The organism is Kribbella sp. NPDC054772, assembly GCF_053611945.1.
Window position 1 is genome coordinate 456454 of the sequence record NZ_JBSHBJ010000001.1, and the last position, 20170, is coordinate 476623.

Genomic DNA, 20170 nt, shown 5'->3' on the forward strand with positions numbered 1-20170 from the left:
TGGTTGAGGTCAAGCCGAACCCACTAACATGCTGTGCATGCTGGAGTTCGTGGTGCGGGTGGTGGGCGTGCTGGTCGCCTTCCTGGTGGCGCCGTTGCTGGTCGGCCAGGCCGAGCACAAGGTGATGGCACACATGCAGTCACGGCTCGGCCCGATGTACGCCGGTGCGTTCCACGGCTGGGCCCAGCTGGTCGCGGACGGCGTGAAGTTCGTCCAGAAGGAGAGCGTGACGCCGGCCGCCGCCGACAAGCGGGTCTTCGAGTGGGCGCCGATCGTGGCGATCCTCCCGTACCTCGCCGCGCTGGCCGCGATCCCGCTGGCGCCGGGCATCGTCGGCGCGGACCTCGACTCCGGGTTGTTCTTCGTGCTCGCGGTGATGAGCATCGGCGTACTGGGCTCGCTGATGGCCGGTTGGGGCAGCGGCAACAAGTACAGCCTGCTCGGCGGGCTCCGGGTCGCGGCGCAGCTGATGAGCTACGAGCTGCCGTTCGTGCTGTCCGCGGCGAGCGTCGCGGTCGCCGCCGGCACGCTGAGCCTGACCGGCATCGCGCACGCGTGGAACCCGTGGTGGCTGCTCTGGCAGCTGCCCGGTCTGGTCGTCTTCTTCATCGCGGGTCTGGCCGAGTTGCAGCGGCCGCCGTTCGACATGCCGGTCGCGGACTCCGAGGTGATCTTCGGCCCGTACACGGAGTACACCGGTCTGCGGTTCGCGATGTTCCTGCTCGCCGAGTACGCCGGGATCGTCGTACTCGCGGCGCTCACGACCGTGCTGTTCCTCGGCGGCTGGAGTGGTCCGGGGCCGGAATCGATCGGCTGGATCTGGACGCTGCTGAAGGTCGCGCTCGTGTCGCTCGTGGTGATCTGGGTGCGGGTGTCCTTCCCGCGGCTGCGGGCCGACCAGTTGCAGAAGCTCGCGTGGCAGGGCCTGGTGCCGGTGGCGCTGATCCAGCTCGCCCTCACCGGCATCGGCGTCACGTTGTTCTGAGCGCGTCGGTCGTCATGCTGTTCTGAGTGCTTCCGTCGGCGAGAGCCGGGCCGCCCGGATCGCGGGGTAGAGGCCTGCCAGTCCGCCGATCAGCAGCGTCGCGAGAACCCCACCGACCAGCGACCACACGGGAATCACCGTCAACCAGCTCTGGTACGACGCATACGCAGCGGTGACCGCGGATCCGATCAGCGCGCCGCCGAGGCCGCCGAGCGCGGAAAGCAGCAGCGACTCGGTCAGGAACTGGGTGCGGATCTGGCCGCGGGTCGCGCCGAGCGACCGGCGGAGCCCGATCTCGGCGCGGCGTTCGAGGACCGAGATCACCATGATGTTCGCGACCCCGACGCCGCCGACCAGGAGCGCGACGGCGCCCAGACCGAGCAGCAGTCCGGTGAACGCCTGGCCCGCGGCCTGCTTCGCGGCCAGTGCGTCCGACGGACGCGAGACCTCGACCTCGTTCGGCGCCTCCGGGTTGGCCGTTGCCCCGAGCACCGATCGGACCGCCGCCACCTGGGCGTCGTCCGAGCGGGTGTAGATCGTGGTCGGGTGGCCGTCGAAGGACAGCTTGCCGGCGGCCGGCCAGCCCATCAACGCGGAGCTGTCCAGCTCGGGGGCGAGTGCGGCCGGCTCCAGAATGCCGAGCACGGTGAACCAGGAGTTTCCGATCAGTACTTGAGTTTCCGGACCGGCCTGGGTGATTCCGAGCCGTTCCGCGGCGCTGGCGCCGAGAACGGTTGCCGGAAACTTTCCGGTGGCCGCATCGATCCACTTTCCGCTGCGGACCGTCGCGCCGATCGTGGCGAGCAGGTTCGTCCGGGCGGCGTACGCGATGATGCCGTTCGTCTCGACGTCCGGGATCTTGTTCGTCCGGTAGACGGAAGCGTCGTCGACCTTGCCGATCGCCGACTCGGCCCGGACCGGCGCGATCCGCGCGACCATCGCCTCCGCGGCGAGTGGCAGTTGCGCCTGCTCCCCGGTCAGCCGGGTGCCCGGTGTGACCGTCAGCAGGTTGGTCCCCAGCGCGTCGAGCTGCCCGTCGAGCTCGGCCCGCGACGACGACGAGATCCCCACGACCGCCACCATCGCCGCGATCCCGATCGCGATCCCCAATGCCGACAAGAACGCCCGCCCCGGCCGGGTCCGCAACCCCACCGCCCCCACCCGCACAACATCGCCCACCCCCAACCCCACCGGCCGCAACTCCCCACCCCGCCGCCCCCGGCCGCCTCCATCCACGCCGCTGGGCACGTTGTCGTTCTTGGTGTTGGTGTCGGTGTCGGTGTTGGTGGTCGGGCTCGGAGAGGGGCTGGGGCTGGTGTTGTCGGGGGTGCTCACGTGTGGGTCTCCTCGATGATTCGGCCGTCGCGCATGCGGATCTGGCGGGGGAGGGCGGCGGCGATGTCTCGGTCGTGGGTGATGACGACGACGGTGGTGCCGGCGGCGTGCAGGTCGCGGAGAAGTTGCATGACGCCGGCTCCGGAGGCCGAGTCGAGGGCGCCGGTCGGCTCGTCGGCCAGGAGTACGGCGGGTTCGCCGGCGACCGCCCGCGCGACGGCGACGCGTTGGCGTTCGCCGCCGGACAACTCGTGCGGCTCGTGGTCCAGACGGTGCCCGAGACCCACCCGCTCCAGGGCGGCCGCGGCGCGTTTGCGGCGTACCGAACGCCGGAGACCGGAGTACAGCAGGCCGTCGGCGACGTTGTCGATCGCGCGGACGCCGGCCGCCAGGTGGAACTGCTGGAACACGAACCCGATCCGCGTCGCGCGCAGTGCGGACAGCCCGGCTTCGGACAGCCGGGCGACGTCGTACCGGTCGATCCGGACCGTGCCGGAAGTCGGTCGGTCGAGGGTGCCGAGGACATTCAGCATCGTGGACTTTCCGGAACCGGACGGACCGACGATCGCGACCAGCTCGCCGCGATCGATCCGCAGGTCCACGCCGTCCAGCGCGGCGACGCCGCCCGGGTACCGCTTGGTCACCGCGGTCAGCTCGATCATTTGGGCATCCCGACCGTGGTGCCGGCCTTGATGCCGGCGCCGCTGATCTCGACCTGACCGTTCGCGAACAGGCCGGTCTTCACCGGCACGTAGTGCGTCGCCGTGCCGTCCGTGACCTCGACGCCGAAACCGCCTTCCCGGAGGGCGACCAGGGCCGCGACCGGAACGGTCAGCACGTTCTTCCGTTCCGAGGCGGTGAAGGTGACGTCGGTGGCCGCCGACGACCAGGCCGACACCGTTTTCTGGTCCGCGATCGCGACGATCACCTCGACCTTTGTTTCCGGATCCTGATCCGGGCTGTCCGCCGGAACGATCACCGTGGACACTTTCTGGATCTTTCCCGGAACGGATTTTCCGTCCGGAAGCGCGACGCTGACCGCCGCGTTCGGTGTCGCCAACCGCTGGTCCGCCGCGTCCAGCTCGACCGTGACGGCGCGCGTCGTACCGGTGTAGGTGAGCACCGGCTGGTTCGGAGCGAGTGGCGAACCCTCCTGCGCCTGCACGCTGTCGACGCGGATGTGCCCCGGCGCGAACAGCACCTGACCGAGCTCCACCACCCCCGTCTCGTCCAGACCGAGGTCGTCCTGCCATTCCTCGACGGCCGCGGCGGTGGCATCGGTGTACTCGTCGTCCACGGTGAACCCGGAGTACCCCATCGCCTTCAGGTTCTCCTCGAGCTGCAGTACGTCGTTGCCCTCGGTCCCGACCGCGAGTCGCCGGTACGCCGGGAGCGCGCCGTACAGCAGCGTGGTCGGCTTGTTGTCGATGCTGTAGACGGTGTTTCCGCGGCGCAGCTCCTGCCCACCGTCGGGTACTGCGGTGACGGTTCCGGCGGCCCGGCTGACCGCGGCGGACGTCGTACCGAAGCCGAGCCGGCCGTCCTCGGTCTCGGTGTCCTTCAGGGTCTGCTGGGTGACCTTGGCGGTGTTGATCGGCACGGCCGGCGCGGTCGCATTCGTTGCCTGGCCGGTGTCGCCCCGGTTCACCAGGAACGCGCTTGCGGCGCCCCCGGCGGCCAGGACGACCACAACCGTCAGTGCCTTCCGCATCAGTTGCCCGCCAAGATGCTCTGGCAGGCGTCCTGGGCCTTCTGGAAGTCCGGGTCGTCGGCGACGCCCGGGCCGATCATGATTCCGCGCTGGTCCGGCTTCGGGTCCGGAAACTTCTCGACCCCGTTCTTGCGCATGCACTCGGCGTACTTGCGGCCGTTTTCCTGCTGCTGCGGGTTGGCACCGCCCTCCGACTGCGGGTTGTACTGCCGGCAGGCTTCCATCGCTTTCTGGACCTGCTCCTGGGTGACGCCGGAGTTCTTGTCGAACTTCAGCATCGGTCCCTTGCCAGGCTCCGGGTCCGGGACGTTCAGGCCCTGCTCGCGCAGGCATTGGGTGAACTTCACCGCCATCTCGTCCTGGCTGAGACTGGCCGGCGCGCTGCCGGCCGTACTGCCCGGCGTCGTGGACTGGCCCTGGGATCCGCTGCCGGAGGCGACCTGAGCGTCCGGCTTGTCCGCGCCACAACCGGTCAACAGGACCGCGGCCGCGAGCACGGTGGCGGCCAGGATGGTCTTGAGCATTGGTGCTCCTCTCGTTTCCGGCAACGTTCCGGCAGCGGCCGTTTCCGGGCCGTTTCCGAGTGCGGAAACACAGGGGAAACAACGCCGTCGGGGATCATGGGGATCGTGCGGGTACTGGTGGTCGAGGACGAACCGTTGCTGGCGGCAGCGATCGCGGAATGGTTGCGGGACGAGGCGCATGCCGTCGATGTGGTTGGTGACGGCGGCGCGGCCCTGGAACGCCTGGCGGTGAACGAGTACGACGTCCTCGTGCTGGATCGCGACATTCCGGTCGTGCACGGCGACGACGTGTGCCGGAAACTCGTGGATTCCGGTTCCGACACGCGGGTGCTGATGCTGACCGCGGCGGCCGCGGTGACGGATCGGGTGGAAGGGCTCGGGCTGGGGGCGGACGACTACCTGACCAAGCCGTTCGCGTTCGCCGAGCTGGCGGCGCGGGTGCTCGCGCTGGGGCGCCGCAGCCGGCCGGCCGATCCGCCGGTACTGCGGCGTTCCGGCGTGGCGCTGGACCCGGCCCGGCACGAGGTGTTCCGCGGCGGCCGGTACGTGCCGTTGTCCAAGAAGGAATTCGCCGTCCTCGCGGAGCTGCTGCGAGCCGACGGCGCGACCGTGTCGGCCGAACAACTGCTGGAGAAGGCATGGGACGAGCACGTGGACCCGTTCACCGGAGCGGTCCGGCTGACGATCCTGAAACTACGCCGGAAACTGGGCGAGCCGGGACTCGTCGAGACCATCACCGGCGTCGGCTACCGCATCCCGTGAGCCGGCTCTCGCTGCGAGGGCGGCTGACGTTGTTGTACGGCGGCCTGTTCATGGTCGCCGGGGTCGTGCTGCTCGGCGTCACGTACGCGCTGTTCTCCGCGAATCTGGGCCAGCAGTACCGCGTGATCGTGCAGGGCACGTACCTGACGCCGCCATCCGGCGGGAACCCGACCGTCGCGATACCGTCGGCTCGGCCGCCGTCGCCGAACGGGTCCAACCAGGTCTTCGTCCTGAACAAGGACGGCGACGTCCTGACCGGTTCGGACGCCGAGCGGGTGATGAAACAGCAACGCGAGCTGGTGCGGAAGGCCGCGATCAAGTCGTTGTTGACCCAGGGCAGCATCGCGCTGATCGCAGTCGGCGCGCTGGCCGCCGGGTTCGGGTGGTTGGTAGCGGGGCGGGTCCTGGCGCCGCTGCATCGGGTCACCGACACGGCGCGCCGGATCGCCGCGTCGCCGTCCTCGTTGCACGAGCGGATCGGTCTGCGGGGGCCGGACGACGAGGTGAAGAACCTCGCGGACGCGTTCGACACGATGGTCGAGCGGCTGGACCATTCGTTCGACGGTCAGCGCCGGTTCGTCGCCAACGCGTCGCACGAACTGCGGACGCCGCTGACGCTCGGGCGGGCGCTGGTGGAGGTCGCGATGCATCGGCGTACGGCGTCCGCGGATGTGAAGGAACTGGGGGAGAGCCTCCTGACGATCAATGCGCGCCACGAGCAGTTGATCGAGGGGTTGCTGATCCTCGCCGACTCGGAGAAGCAGCTGACGACGTCGTACCCGGTGAACCTGAGCGACGTCGTGACCCACGTGAGCAGCCAGCTCTCGAGCGAGGCGACAAAGGCCGGCGTCGAGGTGATCCGCGGCCCGGGCGACGCACCGACCCGGGGCGACGCGCTGCTCCTCGAACGCCTCGTCCACAACCTCGTCGAGAACGGCATCCGCCACAACGCCGACGTGTCCGAGCGTTGGGTCCGGGTGCTGAGCCGGACAGCGGGGGAACGGGTCGAGCTGGTGGTGACCAACACGGGACCCGAGATCCCGCCGTACGAGGTGGAGAGTCTGTTCAAGCCGTTCTACCGGCTCGGCGCCGAGCGGCTGGTGGGTGGAAAGGGCGCCGGTCTGGGGTTGTCGATCGTGCGTTCGGTCGCTGAGGCGCATGGTGGAAACGTGACCGCCGTACCGCGGCCGGGCGGAGGCTTGGAAATTACCGTGGTGCTACCTGTCGATCCCGGCTGACGTGGTTCGTATAGATGACGAGAAGGAGGCAACCATGACTCAGTACCTGCTCAGCATCTACCAGCCCGACGGCCCGCCGCCCGCACCCGAGGTCCTCGAACCGATCCTGCGCGACCTGCAGACCCTCAACGAGGAGATGCGGTCCGCCGGCGTCTGGGTGTTCGCCGCGGGCCTGCACCCGCCGGAGACCGCCACGGTCCTGAAGGCGAAGGGTGACGAGGTCCTGATCACCGACGGCCCGTTCACCGAGGGCAAGGAACATCTGGGCGGCTTCACCGTCATCGAGGTGGACGACCTGGACGCCGCCCTGCACTGGGCCCGCCGCCTCGCCGAAGTCCTCCGCAACCTGTCGGTAGAAGTGCGACCGTTCCAGTCGTGACCGACGTCGCCGCGATCTTCCGGGCCGAGCACGGGCGAGCAGTCGCCGTACTGACCCGGGTGTTCGGGGACCTGGAGATCGCCGAGGACGCGGTCCAGGACGCGTTCGCCACGGCGCTGGAGAAGTGGCCCGCGAACGGCGTACCGCCGAGTCCGGCCGGCTGGATCATCACCACTGCGCGGAACCGCGCGATCGACCGCCTGCGCCGCGAGTCCGCGCGCGCCGACAAACAAGCCGAGGCAGCGCTGCTGCATGCGCAGGACGAGCCGGAGGAGGTGGGCGTGGTGCAGGACGACCGTCTCCGGCTGATCTTCACCTGCTGCCACCCGGCGCTCGCGCTGAACGTCCGCGTCGCCCTCACCCTCAGGATGCTCGGCGGCCTGAGCACCGCCGAGATCGCGCACTCGTTCCTGGTCCCGGAGCCGACGATGGCGCAGCGACTGGTTCGCGCCAAGGCCAAGATCCGCGCGGCCGGCATCCCGTACCGGATCCCCGCCGAGGCCGATCTCCCCGACCGCGTCCGCGGCGTCCTCGCCGTCGTCTACCTGATCTTCAACGAGGGGTACGCCGCTTCGTCCGGCGACTCGCTCGTTCGCGACGAGCTCGCCCTCGAAGCCATCCGCCTGGGCCGTCTGCTCGTCGACCTGATGCCCGACGAACCCGAGGCGGTGGGGTTGCTCGCGTTGCTGCTCCTCCAGCAGTCCCGGCGCCCGGCGCGGGTCGCTGCCGACGGCTCGCTGATCCGCCTGCCCGATCAGGACCGCGGGACATGGGACCGAGCGCTGGTCACCGAAGGACAAGATCTCGTACGCCGATGTCTGCGGCGTAATCAGCCTGGTCCGTACCAACTGCAGGCCGCGATCAACGCCGTCCACGCCGACGCGCCGACTGCCTCAGCCACCGACTGGGCACAGATCATCCAGCTCTACGACCATCTGCTGACCCTCGACCCCTCGCCGGTGATCGCCCTCAACCGAGCCGTCGCGGTCGCGGAGGTGGACGGCCCGGCGGCGGCGCTCGAGCTCGTCGACGACCTCCCGCTCGAGACTTACTACCTCTTCCATGCCATCCGGGCCGACCTCCTCAACCGCCTGAACCGCCCGGCCGACGCACGCGAGGCGTACGACACCGCCATCGACCTCTGCGCCAACACCACCGAACGCACCTACCTCACCCGCCGACGCGCCACCGTGTCCTAACAGGTCGTGACAGCACACCGCTCAGCGCTCGCCGCGCATGATGACAGCGATCTGGGTCCGATTGGTGAGGTCGAGTTTGGCGAGGATGCGGGAGATCGCGGCCTTGACGGTGGCCTGGCTGACGTACAGGCGTGCCGCGATCTCCGCGTTCGAGGCGCCACCGGCCACGGCGAGCGCGACCTCGAGTTCCCGCTCGGTCAGCGAGTCCGTCCGGGAGTCCGTGGGCTCACCGGCCGTTCGGATGTCCTGGAGCAGCGGGCGGGTGACCGCCGGCGAGAGTACGGCGTGTCCGGCGGCGACGGCACGAACGGCGCTGGCGATCTCGGCGGGCGGTGTGTCCTTGACCAGGTAGCCGACCGCCCCGGCGCCGATGGCCTTGCGAACGAGGTCATCGGCATCGAAGGTGGTGAGGACGACGATCCGGGACGCGCGCAGCTCCGGCGTCGCGGTGATCTGCTGGGTCGCGGTGACGCCGTCCATGCCGGGCATCCGGACGTCCATCAGGATGACGTCCGGCCGGAGCTCGGTCGCGGCGGCGATCGCGGCGGCTCCGTCGGCGGCCTCGCCGACCACTTCGATCTCGGGATCGATCCGCAGCATCATCCGCAGCCCGGCGCGGAGCAGGGTGTCGTCGTCGACGAGCAGCACGCGGATCGTCATCAACGGCTCCACGGCAACCAGGCGGAGAGCTGGAAGCGCTCGTCGGCCGTGACCGTCACCTCGAGATCGCCGCCGGCCAGAGCTGCCCGCTCGCGCAGACCGATCAGCCCGGAGCCCGAGCCGGGCGTCGTCGACGGTGCGGGTTCGGTCGGCAGCCACGACGTGAGCCGCAGCCGCACACCGGCCTCCGGATCCCCGGACAGCTCGACGTTCACGGTGCTGAGCGGCGCGTGCTTGCGGGCATTGGTCAGGCCTTCCTGGACGATCCGGTACAGGGTCCGGCCAGTATCTTCCGGCAGGTCGCTCAGATCGAGGTCGATCGCGACCTGGAGCTCAGTGGCCGCGCTCGCCTCCGCCAGCAGCGCGGGCAGGTCCGCGGCGCCCGGCTGCGGCGCGGCGGTGCTGTCGTCGGTGTCGGTGCGCAGCACCTGGACGGCGCCGCGCAGTTCGTGCAGGGCCAGATGGGTCGTCGAGCGGATCGCCTGCGCTGCCTGGGCGAGTTCGGCCGAGGTCGTGTCCGTGCTGCCGACGGCGACCTCGAAGGCGCCCGCCTGCACGCTGAGCAGGGACAGTCGATGCGCGAGTACGTCGTGCATCTCGCGGGCGATGCGGTGCCGTTCGGCGATCCGGGCGTGCCCGGCGTGCTGCTCGCGGCTGGCCTCGGCCCGATCGGCGCGCTCGCGCAGCGTCTCGACCAGTTGCCGACGGGCCTGCATGAACATGCCCCACCCGGAGACGCCGTAGTAGAAGACGCACGCCCACAGCAGCTGCCAGTCCGCGCCGTCGGCCGGGTAGAGCCGTGTCGACGGCCAGGTCGTGGCAGCGATCACGGTTGCGATCAGCAGCGCGGTGCGCCAGCTGCGGTGGGCCGCCACGGTGACCACGGCGATCACAGCCAGCCCGCCGGCAAGCGTCGAGAAGGTGGCGATTCCGGCGATGAAGATCGCGAACACCACCGGGAACCGACGGCGCCACCACAACGCCACGAAGCCGAGAGCACCACAGACTCCGTCGGCCACGCGCAGCGCCACCGGATAGCCGTCCAGGCCGTGCAGCAGGCTGTGCTGCCCCGCCAGTCCCAGGCCGAGCGCGAACGCCGTCAGTTCGGCGAAGACGAGGAACTGGCCCCGTGCCGACTCGATCGAGCCCATTGCGCCACCGTACCCGCCGCCGGCCGATCGGACCCGACGGAACAGCGAATGTAGCCGATCGGACCGGTCCGGCGGGCCGATCGGCATCACAATGTGGTTGCCGGTAGCACCGAAGTGTCGACTTTCGTCCACGTCTGCGGCACCAAGGTTTGCAGTTGTGTGTAGTGCGTTGCCAGGACCGAAACGGGCCCGCCAGACTCGCGATCAGGGCCTCCGCTGGAGGCCGCCCGATTCGGTCGACCGGCGAGAAGAGAGTTCCCGTGGCCTCGTTCCTGTACAAGATCGGCTCCTTTTCCTATCGCAGGTGGTGGGTCGTCCTCGCGCTCTGGATCGTCGCCGCGGTAGCGATCGGCGGTATCGGCTCGGCGGTGTCGAAGCCGTTCAAGGACGACTTCAACCTGCCGAACAGCCAGGCGGTGAAGGCGCAGGAGGTGCTCCAGCGCGAGTTCCCGCAGACCGCCGACACGGCGGCACCCACCGCGACCGTCGTGTTCCAGTCCAAGAACGGGCAGCCGCTCGACCAGGGCGCGAACGCGGCCGCGATCGACGCCGTGGTCGCCAAGTTGCGCGAGGTCCCGCAGTTGACCGCCGCCCAGCGCGCCGCTGTGGTCAACCCGACCAAGGGTCCGGCGACTGCCGAGACGATGAACAAGGACCGTACGGTCGCCGTCCTGACGATGATGTTGGACGCGAAGCCGAGCGGAGCCAGCCTCGGCGTCTCGCAGGAGACCATCGACACGGTAGCTGCGGCGACGGAGATCGGCACCAAGGCCGGTCTCACGGTCGAGACCGCGGGCGCGGCCAACAAGCCCTCGGCCGAGCCGCCGCTGGAACTGGTCGGCATCGTGGTCGCGATCATCGTTCTGATCATCACCTTCGCGGCCCTGCTCTCGGCGCTGATGCCGCTGACCGCCGCGATGATCGGTATCGCGTTGTCCACCTCGATCATCTCGATCGGTACGGCGTTCCTCACCCTCGGCACCTCCACCACCGGCCTGTCCACGATGATCGGCCTGGCGGTCGGGATCGACTACTCGTTGTTCGTCATCTCGCGCTACCGCCAGGAAACGACCACGACGAAGGATCGTGCCCACGCAGCCGGTGTCGCGGTCGCAACGGCCGGTTCGGCGGTCGTCTTCGCAGGTCTCACGGTCGTCATCGCACTGTGCGGTCTGACCCTGACCGGTCTGTCGTTCCTCGGCCAGATGGGTCTGGGCGCGGCGGTCACCGTGGTGCTCGCCGTCCTGGTCGCCCTGACCGTGCTGCCGGCCCTGCTGGGGCTCTTCAAGTCGGTCGTCTTCAAGCCGCGGCTGCCCGTGCTCTGGACCCCTGAGCGGACCGGGCGGCGCACCCTGGGCGACCGCATCGGGGTCGAGCTGACCACCCGGCCCTGGCCGTACCTGATCGCCGCGATCGCGATCCTGGTGCTGTCGGCACTGCCGCTGTCCAAGCTGGAGCTCGGGTTGGACACGGCGGCGCAGTCGGACAAGGCGGCGATCAAGATCGAGAAGGACGCGTTCGGCGCCGGCAAGTCCTCGCCGCTGATCGCGGTGATCTCGGCGGACGACAAAGCCGGCGCGACGGCCGCCGCGGTCAAGTTCGCCGAGCAGGTCAAGGAACTCGATCACGTTGCCAAGGACGGCTTCGTAGGCCCGATCCCGAACCCGAAGGGGAACGCGGCGCAGTTCATCATCGTCTCCGACTCGGGGCCGTCCAGTCCGGAGACCACCAAGCTCCTCGACCAGGTCAGGGACAAGGCGGACAGCGTGGCCGCCGAGACCGGAGCGTTCGTCGGCATCGGTGGCGTCGCGGCGATCCAGGCCGACTTCTCGCACGCGCTGACCAGCAAGCTGCCGCTGTACCTGATCGTCGTCGTCGGGCTCGCGTTCCTGCTGCTGATGGTCGTGTTCCGGTCGGTGATCATCCCGCTGATCGCGTCGCTGGGTTTCCTGCTCTCGATCGCGGCGACCTTCGGGGCCACCGTCGGCGTCTTCCAGGACGGCTGGCTGGGCTGGATCAAGCCGGAGGACCGCGGGCCGATCCTGGTCTTCATGCCGATCTTCCTGATCGGCATCGTCTTCGGCCTGGCGATGGACTACCAGGTCTTCCTGGTCAGCCGGATGCGCGAGGAGCACCACCACGGGGCCGCGCCGATCGAGGCGATCCGGACCGGCTACCGGGCCGGCGCCCGGGTGGTCACGGCAGCCGCAGTGATCATGATCTCGGTCTTCGCCGGATTCACCCTTTCCTCGGAGACCTTTCTGAAGCTGATGGGCTTCGCGATGGCGGCGGCGATCGTCTTCGACGCGTTCCTGGTGCGGATGATCATCATGCCGACCACCATGGCGGTGCTCGGGGAACGCGCGTGGTGGATGCCGAGGTGGCTGGACCGCCTGCTGCCCAGGATCGACGTGGAGGGCGAGAACCTGCGCGTACCGGCCCCGGAACCGGTCGTCGAGGAGCCGCAGCCGGCCGCCCGCTGACGCCGGACCCTACGGAATCCCCCGCGCACCGCCGGGGGATTCTGTAGGGTCCAGTCGTGCCGGGATTCGAGTTGATCTGTGAAGTGGAGCCGCCGACCCGGCCGGATCTGAAGAAGGTCCGGCACCAGATCGGGGTGATGAGCCCGATCGCCGACGGCTTCCTCATCCCCGACAACCACATCGGCCGGGCGACGGTCTCCAGCGTCGCGGTGGCGAACGAGGTGCAGTTGATGGGCGCCCGCGGCATCGCCTGCCTGAACTCCCGGGACCGCAACCTCCTCGGGTTCCGGCGGGACCTGCTGACCGCGGCGGCGTACGGCGTCGAGCACTTCCTGTTCGTGCATGGCGACGACCCGGCCGAGGGCGCGCGCACCAGTCAGCTGACCGTGCGCCAGATGATCGAGCAGACCCGCGAGACGACGTACCCGGGGTGTGAGCCGTTCAAGGTCGGCGCCGCGACCCGGCTCACCAAGGTCCCGCGCTGGAAGGCGGAGGCCGACTTCCTCTACGTCCAGGTCAGCTACGACCTCGACGAGCTGCTTCGCTGGCGCGAGTCGGTCGCTCTCGACATCCCGGTGTACGCCGGCGTGATGGTGCTCGCCTCGGCGAAGATGGCCCACAACCTCGCGGCGCTGCCGCAGCTGAAGATCCCGGCGAGCCTGGTCGAGGCGGTCGAGAGCGATCGTGACGCCGGCGTCGACCATGCCTGCGAGCAGATCCTGAAGATCCGTGACTCGGGAGCCTTCGACGGCGTTCACCTGGTACCGGTCAGCCGCTACCGCCAGGTCGCGGCCCGCCTGGAACGCGAGTTGTGAACACGGGCGGATCAAGGCGTGGGACGCTAGTGTCCTGATCAACAGACGGGAGGTGGAGCGTGGGGCTGCCTGGTAAGGGGCTGGTCGAGGGGCTGAAGGTCACCGCGAGGACGCTGGCCCGTCGGTCCGTCACCGAGCAGTATCCGGACGTTCTGCCGGAGTTGCCGCCGCGGAGCCGGGGCGTCATCGCGTTGATGGAGGAGAACTGCACCTCCTGCATGCTGTGCGCCCGGGAGTGCCCGAGCTGGTGCATCTACATCGACTCGCACACCGAGACCGCGCCGTCGGTCGGTGAGCAGGCGCGGGAACGCAGCCGGAACGTGCTGGACCGGTTCGCGATCGACTTCAGCCTCTGCATGTACTGCGGGATCTGTATCGAGGCCTGCCCGTTCGACGCGCTGTTCTGGTCGCCGGAGTTCGAGTACGCCGAGACCGACATCCGCAACCTGACGCACGAGAAGGACCGCCTCCGCGACTGGATGTGGACGGTCCCCGCGCCGCAGCCGATCGACCCGGGACCACCCGAGCAGATTGCTGAGCAGAGTCCGGAGCAGACACCCGAGGACGAGGCGTGACCACAGCCCTGTTCTCCGTCGCCGGCGTGGTGGCGGTGGCCGCCGCCGTGCTCGTCGTCACCTCCCGCCGGATCGTGCACGCCGCGCTCTGGCTGGTCGTCGCGCTCGGCGCGGTGGCCGGCTGCTTCGGTGCGCTGCACGCCGAGTTCGTCGCGCTGGTCCAGATCCTGGTGTACGTCGGTGCGATCGTCGTACTCGTCCTGTTCGCACTGATGCTCACGAAGGCGCCGACCAATCCGCTGCCCGACCTCACCACCGGTCGGAGCCCGTTCGCGGCCGTGGTCGCGGCGGTCCTCGCGCTGGTCCTCGGCTCCGGCATCGTACTTGCCTTTGGCAACGAGAAGATCAAGCCGGTGCCGGACGGATCGGCGCAGGCTGTCGGCACGAGTGTGTTCAAGACCTGGGTGCTCCCGTTCGAGGTCCTCTCGGTTCTCCTGCTGGCGGCGCTGATCGGAGCGATCGCCCTGTCGGTGCGGAAGAAGGAGGACTGACGTGCCGCTGATCCTCCCACTGCTGCTGGCCGTCGTCCTGTTCTGCATCGGTGTGTACGGCGTGCTCGCCCGCCGCAACCTGATCACCATGCTGATGTCGTTCGAGCTGATGCTGAACGCCGTGAACCTCAACCTGGTCGCCTTCGACGCGTGGCGGGTCGACGAAGCCACCGGTCAGACGCTCGCGGTCTTCGTGATCACGCTGGCCGCCGCCGAAATCGGTCTCGGGCTGGCGATCGTCCTGCTGCTGTTCCGCGGTCACGGCCACGTCGACGCCGACGCTGCCCGGGACCTGGTGGAGCAGGAGGAGCCGTCATGATCGCCACCGTCTGGCGGGTCGTCGGTGTCGGGTTCTCACTGCTGATCCTGTTGTTCGCGGTGCTGCTGCATGGCGTCAGCCCGGACCAGGCAGCCTTCCTGAACTCGCAGGTCGGCGACCTCACGATCGGCTTCGCCGTGCGCACCGACGACCTGACGGTTCTGCTCCTGACAGTCGTCGGGGTGATCGCGACGTGCGTCCAGGTCTACTCCCTCGGATACCTGCAGGAGCGCCCGGCGTCGTACCACGCGCTGGTCACCTTGTTCACCGCGGCGATGGTTCTCGTGGTGGTCTCGGACAGCCTGTTCCTCCTGCTGATCGGGTGGGAGGTGATGGGCGCCTGCTCGTACCTGCTGATCGGTCACTACTGGGAACGCCGGGACGCCCGGTCCGGTGCGGTGAAGGCGTTCCTGATGACGCGGTTCGCGGACGTCGGTTTCCTGTTCGGAATCTTCGTGCTCGGTGTCGGCGCGCACACTTTCCGGATTTCCGACCTCGATCCGGCGAAGATCTCGCCCGCGGTGCTGACCACCGGAACGTTGCTGCTGCTGGTCGGCGTGGTCGGAAAATCCGCGCAGGTTCCGCTGCAGACCTGGCTCCCGGACGCGATGCCCGGTCCGAGTCCGGTCAGTGCGCTGATCCACGCGGCGACGATGGTCGCGGCCGGCGTTTTCCTGATCGCCCGGATGTACAACGTTTTCTCCGCGGCGCACACGACGCTCACGGTGCTCGCGATCGTCGCCTGCGTGACGATGCTGTTTTCCGCGCTCTGTGCGATGGCGGCGGTCGAGGTGAAGCGGGTGCTCGCCTGGTCGACGGTCAGCCAGCTCGCGATCATGTTCTCCGCGCTGTCCCTCGGTACGGCGGACGGCCGGCACGCCGCGCTCTTCCACCTCGTCACGCACGCCGCGTTCAAGGGTCTGCTGTTCCTCTGCGCCGGCGTGCTCCTGCACCAGGTCGGCAGCGCGGCCATCGTCGTCCTTCGTCGGTACACCCGCCGCGGCCGGTTGCGGAAAGCGCTGCGGGTCACTTTCGTGACGATGACGATCGGGCTCGCCTCGCTGGCCGGCGTACCGGGGTTCGCCGGGTTCTTCTCCAAGGACGCCGTGATCGACGCGGCCTGGGAGAAGGCGCGGGACGGTTCGGTGGTCGGGTGGGTCGTACTGGTCTCGGTCTGCGTGACGGCGGCGTTCACCGCGTTCTACTGCATGCGGCTGTGGCTGTGGGTGTTCTTCCGGACGCCCGCGCTGGCCGCCGGCGCCGAGGCCTTCGAGGGAGGTGACGCGTCCGGGGAGCTGGACGATCCCGACACCTCGAAGCTGCGCGACGCGCCCTGGGTGATGCTCGCACCACTCGTCCTGCTCGCCATCGGCGCCATCACTCTCGGGTACGCCGATGGCGCGCACCTCAACTGGGTGATCGGGCTGGTGTCCACCGCGCTCGTGGTGCTCGGAGCGCTGCCGGCGTACTCGTTGTGGCGCCGCGGTGCGGATCCGCGGCCGGTTCTCCTGGAGCGTGAGTTCGGCGTGGACCCGGCGTACCACGCGATGTTCGTCGTGCCGGTGCGGTGGTTGGCGAAGCTGACGGTCGCGGGCGATCGCGACGTCATCGGTGCTTATGTACGGGCGGCCGGTCGGTCGGGGACTCTGGTGTCGCAAGGGTTCCGGCGGCTGCAGACCGGCAACGTGCAGACCTATCTGACCGCGGCCGTGATCGGTGTCGTCGCGCTGGCCGTGCTGGCGGGGGTGATCGGCTCGTGAACGCGATCCTGCTCGCCGTACTGGCGCTTCCGCTCCTCGCTGCGATGGCGTTGTGGGCGATTCCGCCGACGATCGGGGACCGCCTGGCCGCGAAGTACGGCTCGGTGATCTCGGGGCTGGTGCTGGTCGGGTCGGTGCTGCTCTGGCCGCGGACGAGTGGTGGTTGGTTCGCCTACGTACCACGGAACGGCCCGACCACCGACATCAACGTCGCGTGGATCCCGTCGCTCGGCGTCCGGTTCCACGTCGGCGTCGACTCGATCTCGGCGCCGCTGATCGTGCTGACCGCGCTGCTGACCTTCCTGTGCTGCCTGTACTCGCTGAAGATCACCCCGAGGATCGGCCGGACCCGCTCGCTGATCGCGCTGCTGCTGGTGATCGAGACCGGTGTGATCGGGACGTTCTCGGCGCTCGACCTGGTGCTGTTCTTCGTCTGCTTCGAGATCGTGCTGATCCCGATGTGGCTGGTGATCGACATCTGGGGCGACCACCACGACCCGGCCGGACGGAAGCGGGCCGCGACCACGTTCATCCTGATGACGGTGCTCGGGTCGGCGTTGATGCTGCTCGGGTTCCTGCTGGTCCAGCGGGTCGCCGGGACGTTCGACATCGTCCAGCTGACCGCCGCGCCGGTGCGTGGCGGGCACGGGGTCCCGTTGGCCGCGGCGCTGTTGATCGCGATCGGGCTGGCGGTGAAGGTGCCGCTCTGGCCGCTGCACATCTGGCTGCCGGACGCGCACGCGAAGGCGCCGACGGTGGGATCGGTGCTGCTCGCCGGCGTCCTGCTGAAGCTGGGCACGTACGGTCTGATCCGGATCCTGGTGCCGATCCTTCCGGACGCGACCGCGACCATCGCGCCGTACCTGGGGGCCTTCGCGACCGTGGCGGTCGTCGCCGGGTCGCTGGCCTGTCTGGCTCAGACCGACGTGAAGCGGCTGATCGCGTACTCGAGCGTCGGGCACATGGGCTTCATCGTGCTCGGCATCGCGACGATGTCACCGGCCGGTCTGCGCGGGGCGTTGTTCGCGAACATCGCGCACGGCGTGATCACCGGCCTGCTGTTCTTCCTCGCCGGAGCGATCAAGGACCGGCACGACACCAGCGACCTGCGAGCGATCGGGCGGGCCCTGTACGCGCGGTTGCCGCGGATCGCAGGCCTGCTGACGTTCGCCTGCCTGGCGTCGCTCGGCCTGCCCGGGCTGGCCGGGTTCTGGGGCGAGATGCTGGTGCTGCTCGGGGCGTACGACCCGGCGCCGTGGTTGCCGCGGACAACTTTCCTGGTGTTCATGGTGGTCGCCGGGGTCGGCACGGTCCTGACCGCGGCGTACTTCCTGCGGCTGATCCGCAACCTCTGCCAGGGTGACCCGGCGGAGTACCCGCGGACCGCCTTCGCGGTCGACCTCAGCGGTATCGAGCTGATCACCTGGACTCCGCTGATCACACTGACCGTCCTGCTCGGCGTCTGGCCCGGCCTTCTTCTGCAGCAGTGGGGGGCGTTGTGAGTCTGACGTGGACCGACTGGCAGGCGATCGCGGTGCCCGTGGTGCTGGCGATCGGCGCTGTCGCCGTACTGCTGATCGACAGTTTCTGGAAGAGTGCCTCGGCCGAGCTCCGGCATACCGTGGTCACCTTGCTGACCAGCGCGGTGATCCTGTTCGGGCTGGTGTTCGTGTGGGCACACCGGGGCGACTTCAAGCCCGCGTTCTGCCAGCCGGCGGTCGAAGGGCCGGCGCGGTGCAGTCTGGTCTTCGAGCCGTTGACGGCCGGGTTGTGGGCGGTGCTTCTGGTCGGTGGGCTCGGAGTGGTCGGCCTGTCGGCGTACCGGTTGCTGGCCGCCGACATACCGATCGGGGAGTACCACTTCCTGCTGCTGAGCGCGTTGACCGGTGCCACCGTGCTGGCCGGCGCGCGGGATCTCGCGACGCTGGTGATCGCGCTCGAGGTGGTGTCGCTGCCGAGCTTCGCGATGGTCGCGCTCCGACGGGACCGGCGCGGCTCCGAGGGCGCGATGAAGGCGTTCCTGGTCTCGGTGCTGTCGACCGCGGTGATGCTCTTCGGCGTCTCCTACCTGTACGGCGTGACCGGTTCGCTGTACCTCAACACGGTGGCTAACCGGTTGGTCGGACTGGACCCGGATCTGCGCCGCGTCGCGTTCGCGGCCGGTCTGTTCGTGATGGTCGGGTTCGCGTTCAAGATCGCCGCGGTGCCCTTCCACGCCTGGCTTCCGGACACGTACGTCGGGGCGCCGGTCGAGGTCACCACGTTCCTCGCGGTGGTGTCGAAGTCGGCCGGGGTCGCGGGACTTCTGGTGCTTGTGACATCTGGGATCGCGCCGGCCGGGTCAGAACTGCGGACGGCGGTCGCGATCCTCGCCGCCGTCACGATGACGGTCGGCAACCTGGCCGCGCTGCGTCAGGTCGAGGCGGTCCGCCTGCTCGCCTGGTCCTCGATCGGACAGGTCGGTTTCCTGCTCGCGCCGCTGGCCGTCGGTGACGCGCAGGCAGTCGTCGGCTACCTCGCGGCGTACGTCGTGGTCACGCTGGGAGCCTTCGGTGCGGTCGCCGTCGTGCAACGGCACCGGCCCGGCGGTCTGCTCAGCGACTACCGCGGCATGGTCCGCTCCGAGCCCGGGCTGGCCGCTGCCCTGATCTTCTTCCTCGTCGTCCTGGCCGGTCTCCCGCCGGGGCTCGCGGGCCTGTTCACCAAGTTCGCCGCGTTCCAGGCCGTCATCGACGCCCACCTCGGCTGGCTCGCGATCGTGATGGCGATCAACGTGATGATCGGGCTCGCCGTCTACCTCCGCTGGGTCGCCGAGCTCTTCCGGCTGCCCGCCGACGACCCGTTCTCGGTCGACATCGAGACGCCGGCCGTCGCGATGATCTCCTTGTGCGCCGCGGTCACCGCTGTCGTCTCGGTCCTCCCCAGCATTCTGTTCACCCTCGCGACCTAGCCAGGAAGTCCTCGTACTGCGACCACACCCGTCGCCACAAGGCGTCGCGGTCGGCCTGGGAGTAATGGGGGAGCGGGAGCCGGAACACGTCGGCCAGTGCGGTGAAGTAGCTCCGGGGATCTTCGAGCAGCGTGTTGTCGACGCGGTCCGCGAACGTCTCGCTCAGTCCGACAGAACGCAGTACGACGACCGACTCCGGCGTACGCCGGAACGCCGACGCGACCCGGACGAACGGGGACGTGGGGTCGGCCGACAGATAGGCGTGCTGGTCGGCGAACGCGTCCAGCGTGACGGCGGCGGACTCGAAATCCATCCCGATCAGGTTCGCCCGCGGGTCGTGATCGAGACGCCAGCCATCAGTCTTCTCGGACCGGCGAAGCCGCAGCGTGAACGGGTACTGCGCTGCCTCGCCGGGCTCGAGCGGCATCGGCTGCCGCAGCCCGTCGCCGAGGCCGGCGTCCACGAGCCAGACCCGCTCCGGATCCTCGGCCAATCCGCTGACGGTGAGCACCAGATGACTGCCGTCAACGCCGCCGGGCCGGTTCACGGTCTGTACGCCGCCGCGGTGCATCCGCACGTCATACCCGAGCTCGGTGAGCAGCCGTGCGAAGGTCCCGTTCAGCTGGAAGCAGTACCCGCCTGCCTCGCGCGCGACGATCCGCTTCGCCACGTCCTCCGGATCCAACGGTCCGCCCGGGACGAGCTGATACTGCACCGTCTCGTACGGCACCTGATCGACGAACGCTTCGTGTAACTCGATCAACGCCTCCAGCCGCGGCGGCCCGTCGTACTGCTCAACCCCGATCCGCCGCAACAACCCAGCCGTATCCATG

The 20170-nt window shown here is 69.2% G+C and carries 19 protein-coding genes and 1 pseudogene; 13 read left to right on the forward strand and 7 right to left on the reverse strand.

Annotation, left to right across the window (positions count from 1 at the left end; genetic code table 11):
- Positions 1 to 37 precede the first annotated feature (37 nt).
- Positions 38 to 985 carry a complex I subunit 1/NuoH family protein gene (locus ACWGID_RS02280; RefSeq protein ID WP_452193612.1) on the forward strand — a complete coding sequence of 316 codons (948 nt, stop codon included), beginning with the start codon at positions 38 to 40 and terminating at the stop codon, positions 983 to 985.
- A gap of 12 nt (positions 986 to 997) precedes the next feature.
- Here ACWGID_RS02280 and ACWGID_RS02285 read toward each other — a convergent pair whose 3' ends face one another.
- The 4 genes from ACWGID_RS02285 to ACWGID_RS02300 form a co-directional block, all read right to left on the reverse strand.
- Positions 998 to 2221 carry an ABC transporter permease gene (locus ACWGID_RS02285; RefSeq protein WP_452193805.1) on the reverse strand — a complete coding sequence of 408 codons (1224 nt, stop codon included), beginning with the start codon at positions 2219 to 2221 and terminating at the stop codon, positions 998 to 1000.
- A 95-nt stretch (positions 2222 to 2316) separates the two neighbouring features.
- Positions 2317 to 2982, reverse strand: a complete 666-nt coding sequence (locus ACWGID_RS02290) for an ABC transporter ATP-binding protein (protein ID WP_452193614.1) — start codon at positions 2980 to 2982, stop codon at positions 2317 to 2319.
- Entirely contained in the window at positions 2979 to 4031 is a 1053-nt protein-coding gene (locus ACWGID_RS02295; protein WP_452193616.1) for a peptidoglycan-binding protein, read from the reverse strand. The genes ACWGID_RS02290 and ACWGID_RS02295 overlap by 4 nt, the downstream gene beginning before the upstream one ends.
- Positions 4031 to 4555, reverse strand: coding sequence for a hypothetical protein (locus ACWGID_RS02300; RefSeq protein WP_452193617.1), 525 nt, complete (start codon positions 4553 to 4555; stop codon positions 4031 to 4033). The genes ACWGID_RS02295 and ACWGID_RS02300 overlap by 1 nt, the downstream gene beginning before the upstream one ends.
- Positions 4556 to 4660: 105 nt before the next feature.
- Here ACWGID_RS02300 and ACWGID_RS02305 point away from each other — a divergent pair, with 105 nt between their 5' ends.
- The 4 genes from ACWGID_RS02305 to ACWGID_RS02320 are packed head-to-tail and all read left to right on the forward strand — an operon-like array spanning position 4661 to position 8133.
- Positions 4661 to 5317, forward strand: a complete 657-nt coding sequence (locus tag ACWGID_RS02305; RefSeq protein ID WP_452193618.1) for a response regulator transcription factor — start codon at positions 4661 to 4663, stop codon at positions 5315 to 5317.
- Positions 5314 to 6555 (forward strand): ATP-binding protein, encoded by a 1242-nt coding sequence (locus ACWGID_RS02310; RefSeq protein WP_452193620.1) that lies wholly within the window; start codon positions 5314 to 5316, stop codon positions 6553 to 6555. The genes ACWGID_RS02305 and ACWGID_RS02310 overlap by 4 nt, the downstream gene beginning before the upstream one ends.
- A 34-nt stretch (positions 6556 to 6589) precedes the next feature.
- Positions 6590 to 6934, forward strand: coding sequence for a YciI family protein (locus ACWGID_RS02315; RefSeq protein WP_452193621.1), 345 nt, complete (start codon positions 6590 to 6592; stop codon positions 6932 to 6934).
- On the forward strand, positions 6931 to 8133 hold the full coding sequence (locus tag ACWGID_RS02320) for an RNA polymerase sigma factor (RefSeq protein WP_452193623.1): 1203 nt from the start codon (positions 6931 to 6933) through the stop codon (positions 8131 to 8133). The genes ACWGID_RS02315 and ACWGID_RS02320 overlap by 4 nt, the downstream gene beginning before the upstream one ends.
- 21 nt (positions 8134 to 8154) lie before the next feature.
- On the opposite strand, the gene ACWGID_RS02325 is transcribed toward ACWGID_RS02320, so the two are convergent.
- Both ACWGID_RS02325 and ACWGID_RS02330 read right to left on the reverse strand, forming a co-directional pair.
- Positions 8155 to 8793: a response regulator gene (locus ACWGID_RS02325; protein ID WP_452193624.1), complete on the reverse strand. Its 639-nt coding sequence runs from the start codon at positions 8791 to 8793 to the stop codon at positions 8155 to 8157.
- Positions 8793 to 9944 (reverse strand): sensor histidine kinase, encoded by a 1152-nt coding sequence (locus tag ACWGID_RS02330; protein ID WP_452193626.1) that lies wholly within the window; start codon positions 9942 to 9944, stop codon positions 8793 to 8795. The genes ACWGID_RS02325 and ACWGID_RS02330 overlap by 1 nt, the downstream gene beginning before the upstream one ends.
- 260 nt (positions 9945 to 10204) lie before the next feature.
- Here ACWGID_RS02330 and ACWGID_RS02335 point away from each other — a divergent pair, with 260 nt between their 5' ends.
- The 8 genes and pseudogenes from ACWGID_RS02335 to ACWGID_RS02370 all read left to right on the forward strand — a co-directional run bounded on the left by ACWGID_RS02335 (position 10205) and on the right by ACWGID_RS02370 (position 19337).
- Positions 10205 to 12427 carry an MMPL family transporter gene (locus ACWGID_RS02335; protein WP_452193628.1) on the forward strand — a complete coding sequence of 741 codons (2223 nt, stop codon included), beginning with the start codon at positions 10205 to 10207 and terminating at the stop codon, positions 12425 to 12427.
- Positions 12428 to 12483: 56 nt separating this feature from the next.
- Positions 12484 to 13242: a methylenetetrahydrofolate reductase gene (locus tag ACWGID_RS02340; protein WP_452193630.1), complete on the forward strand. Its 759-nt coding sequence runs from the start codon at positions 12484 to 12486 to the stop codon at positions 13240 to 13242.
- 194 nt (positions 13243 to 13436) lie between these two features.
- A pseudogene (locus ACWGID_RS02345) lies at positions 13437 to 13652 on the forward strand (4Fe-4S binding protein); the annotation flags it as partial.
- A 161-nt stretch (positions 13653 to 13813) separates the two neighbouring features.
- Positions 13814 to 14308, forward strand: a complete 495-nt coding sequence (locus ACWGID_RS02350; RefSeq protein WP_452193632.1) for an NADH-quinone oxidoreductase subunit J family protein — start codon at positions 13814 to 13816, stop codon at positions 14306 to 14308.
- A gap of 1 nt (position 14309) precedes the next feature.
- Positions 14310 to 14627: an NADH-quinone oxidoreductase subunit NuoK gene (nuoK, locus tag ACWGID_RS02355; RefSeq protein WP_452193633.1), complete on the forward strand. Its 318-nt coding sequence runs from the start codon at positions 14310 to 14312 to the stop codon at positions 14625 to 14627.
- On the forward strand, positions 14624 to 16387 hold the full coding sequence (locus ACWGID_RS02360; protein WP_452193635.1) for an NADH-quinone oxidoreductase subunit 5 family protein: 1764 nt from the start codon (positions 14624 to 14626) through the stop codon (positions 16385 to 16387). The genes nuoK and ACWGID_RS02360 overlap by 4 nt, the downstream gene beginning before the upstream one ends.
- The gene (locus tag ACWGID_RS02365) at positions 16384 to 17889 is read left to right on the forward strand and encodes a complex I subunit 4 family protein (protein WP_452193637.1); all 1506 of its coding nucleotides are present in this window, start codon (positions 16384 to 16386) and stop codon (positions 17887 to 17889) included. The genes ACWGID_RS02360 and ACWGID_RS02365 overlap by 4 nt, the downstream gene beginning before the upstream one ends.
- Positions 17886 to 19337 carry an NADH-quinone oxidoreductase subunit N gene (locus ACWGID_RS02370; RefSeq protein ID WP_452193639.1) on the forward strand — a complete coding sequence of 484 codons (1452 nt, stop codon included), beginning with the start codon at positions 17886 to 17888 and terminating at the stop codon, positions 19335 to 19337. Before ACWGID_RS02365 ends, ACWGID_RS02370 begins: the two co-directional genes overlap by 4 nt.
- Here the strand turns inward: ACWGID_RS02370 and ACWGID_RS02375 are convergent.
- Complete coding sequence (locus ACWGID_RS02375) at positions 19321 to 20169, reverse strand: arylamine N-acetyltransferase family protein (protein ID WP_452193641.1); 849 nt, start codon at positions 20167 to 20169, stop codon at positions 19321 to 19323. The two genes, ACWGID_RS02370 and ACWGID_RS02375, sit on opposite strands and share 17 nt — an antisense overlap.
- Position 20170 lies beyond the last annotated feature (1 nt).

Bases quoted from the DNA above. Each gene is read 5' to 3' on its own strand.
- ACWGID_RS02280 (WP_452193612.1), top strand. From the start codon at position 38: ATGCTGGAGTTCGTGGTGCGGGTGGTGGGCGTGCTGGTCGCCTTCCTG.
- ACWGID_RS02290 (WP_452193614.1), bottom strand. From the start codon at position 2,982: ATGATCGAGCTGACCGCGGTGACCAAGCGGTACCCGGGCGGCGTCGCC.
- ACWGID_RS02295 (WP_452193616.1), bottom strand. From the start codon at position 4,031: ATGCGGAAGGCACTGACGGTTGTGGTCGTCCTGGCCGCCGGGGGCGCC.
- ACWGID_RS02300 (WP_452193617.1), bottom strand. From the start codon at position 4,555: ATGCTCAAGACCATCCTGGCCGCCACCGTGCTCGCGGCCGCGGTCCTG.
- ACWGID_RS02315 (WP_452193621.1), top strand. From the start codon at position 6,590: ATGACTCAGTACCTGCTCAGCATCTACCAGCCCGACGGCCCGCCGCCC.
- ACWGID_RS02325 (WP_452193624.1), bottom strand. From the start codon at position 8,793: ATGACGATCCGCGTGCTGCTCGTCGACGACGACACCCTGCTCCGCGCC.
- ACWGID_RS02330 (WP_452193626.1), bottom strand. From the start codon at position 9,944: ATGGGCTCGATCGAGTCGGCACGGGGCCAGTTCCTCGTCTTCGCCGAA.
- ACWGID_RS02360 (WP_452193635.1), top strand. From the start codon at position 14,624: ATGATCGCCACCGTCTGGCGGGTCGTCGGTGTCGGGTTCTCACTGCTG.
- ACWGID_RS02375 (WP_452193641.1), bottom strand. From the start codon at position 20,169: ATGGATACGGCTGGGTTGTTGCGGCGGATCGGGGTTGAGCAGTACGAC.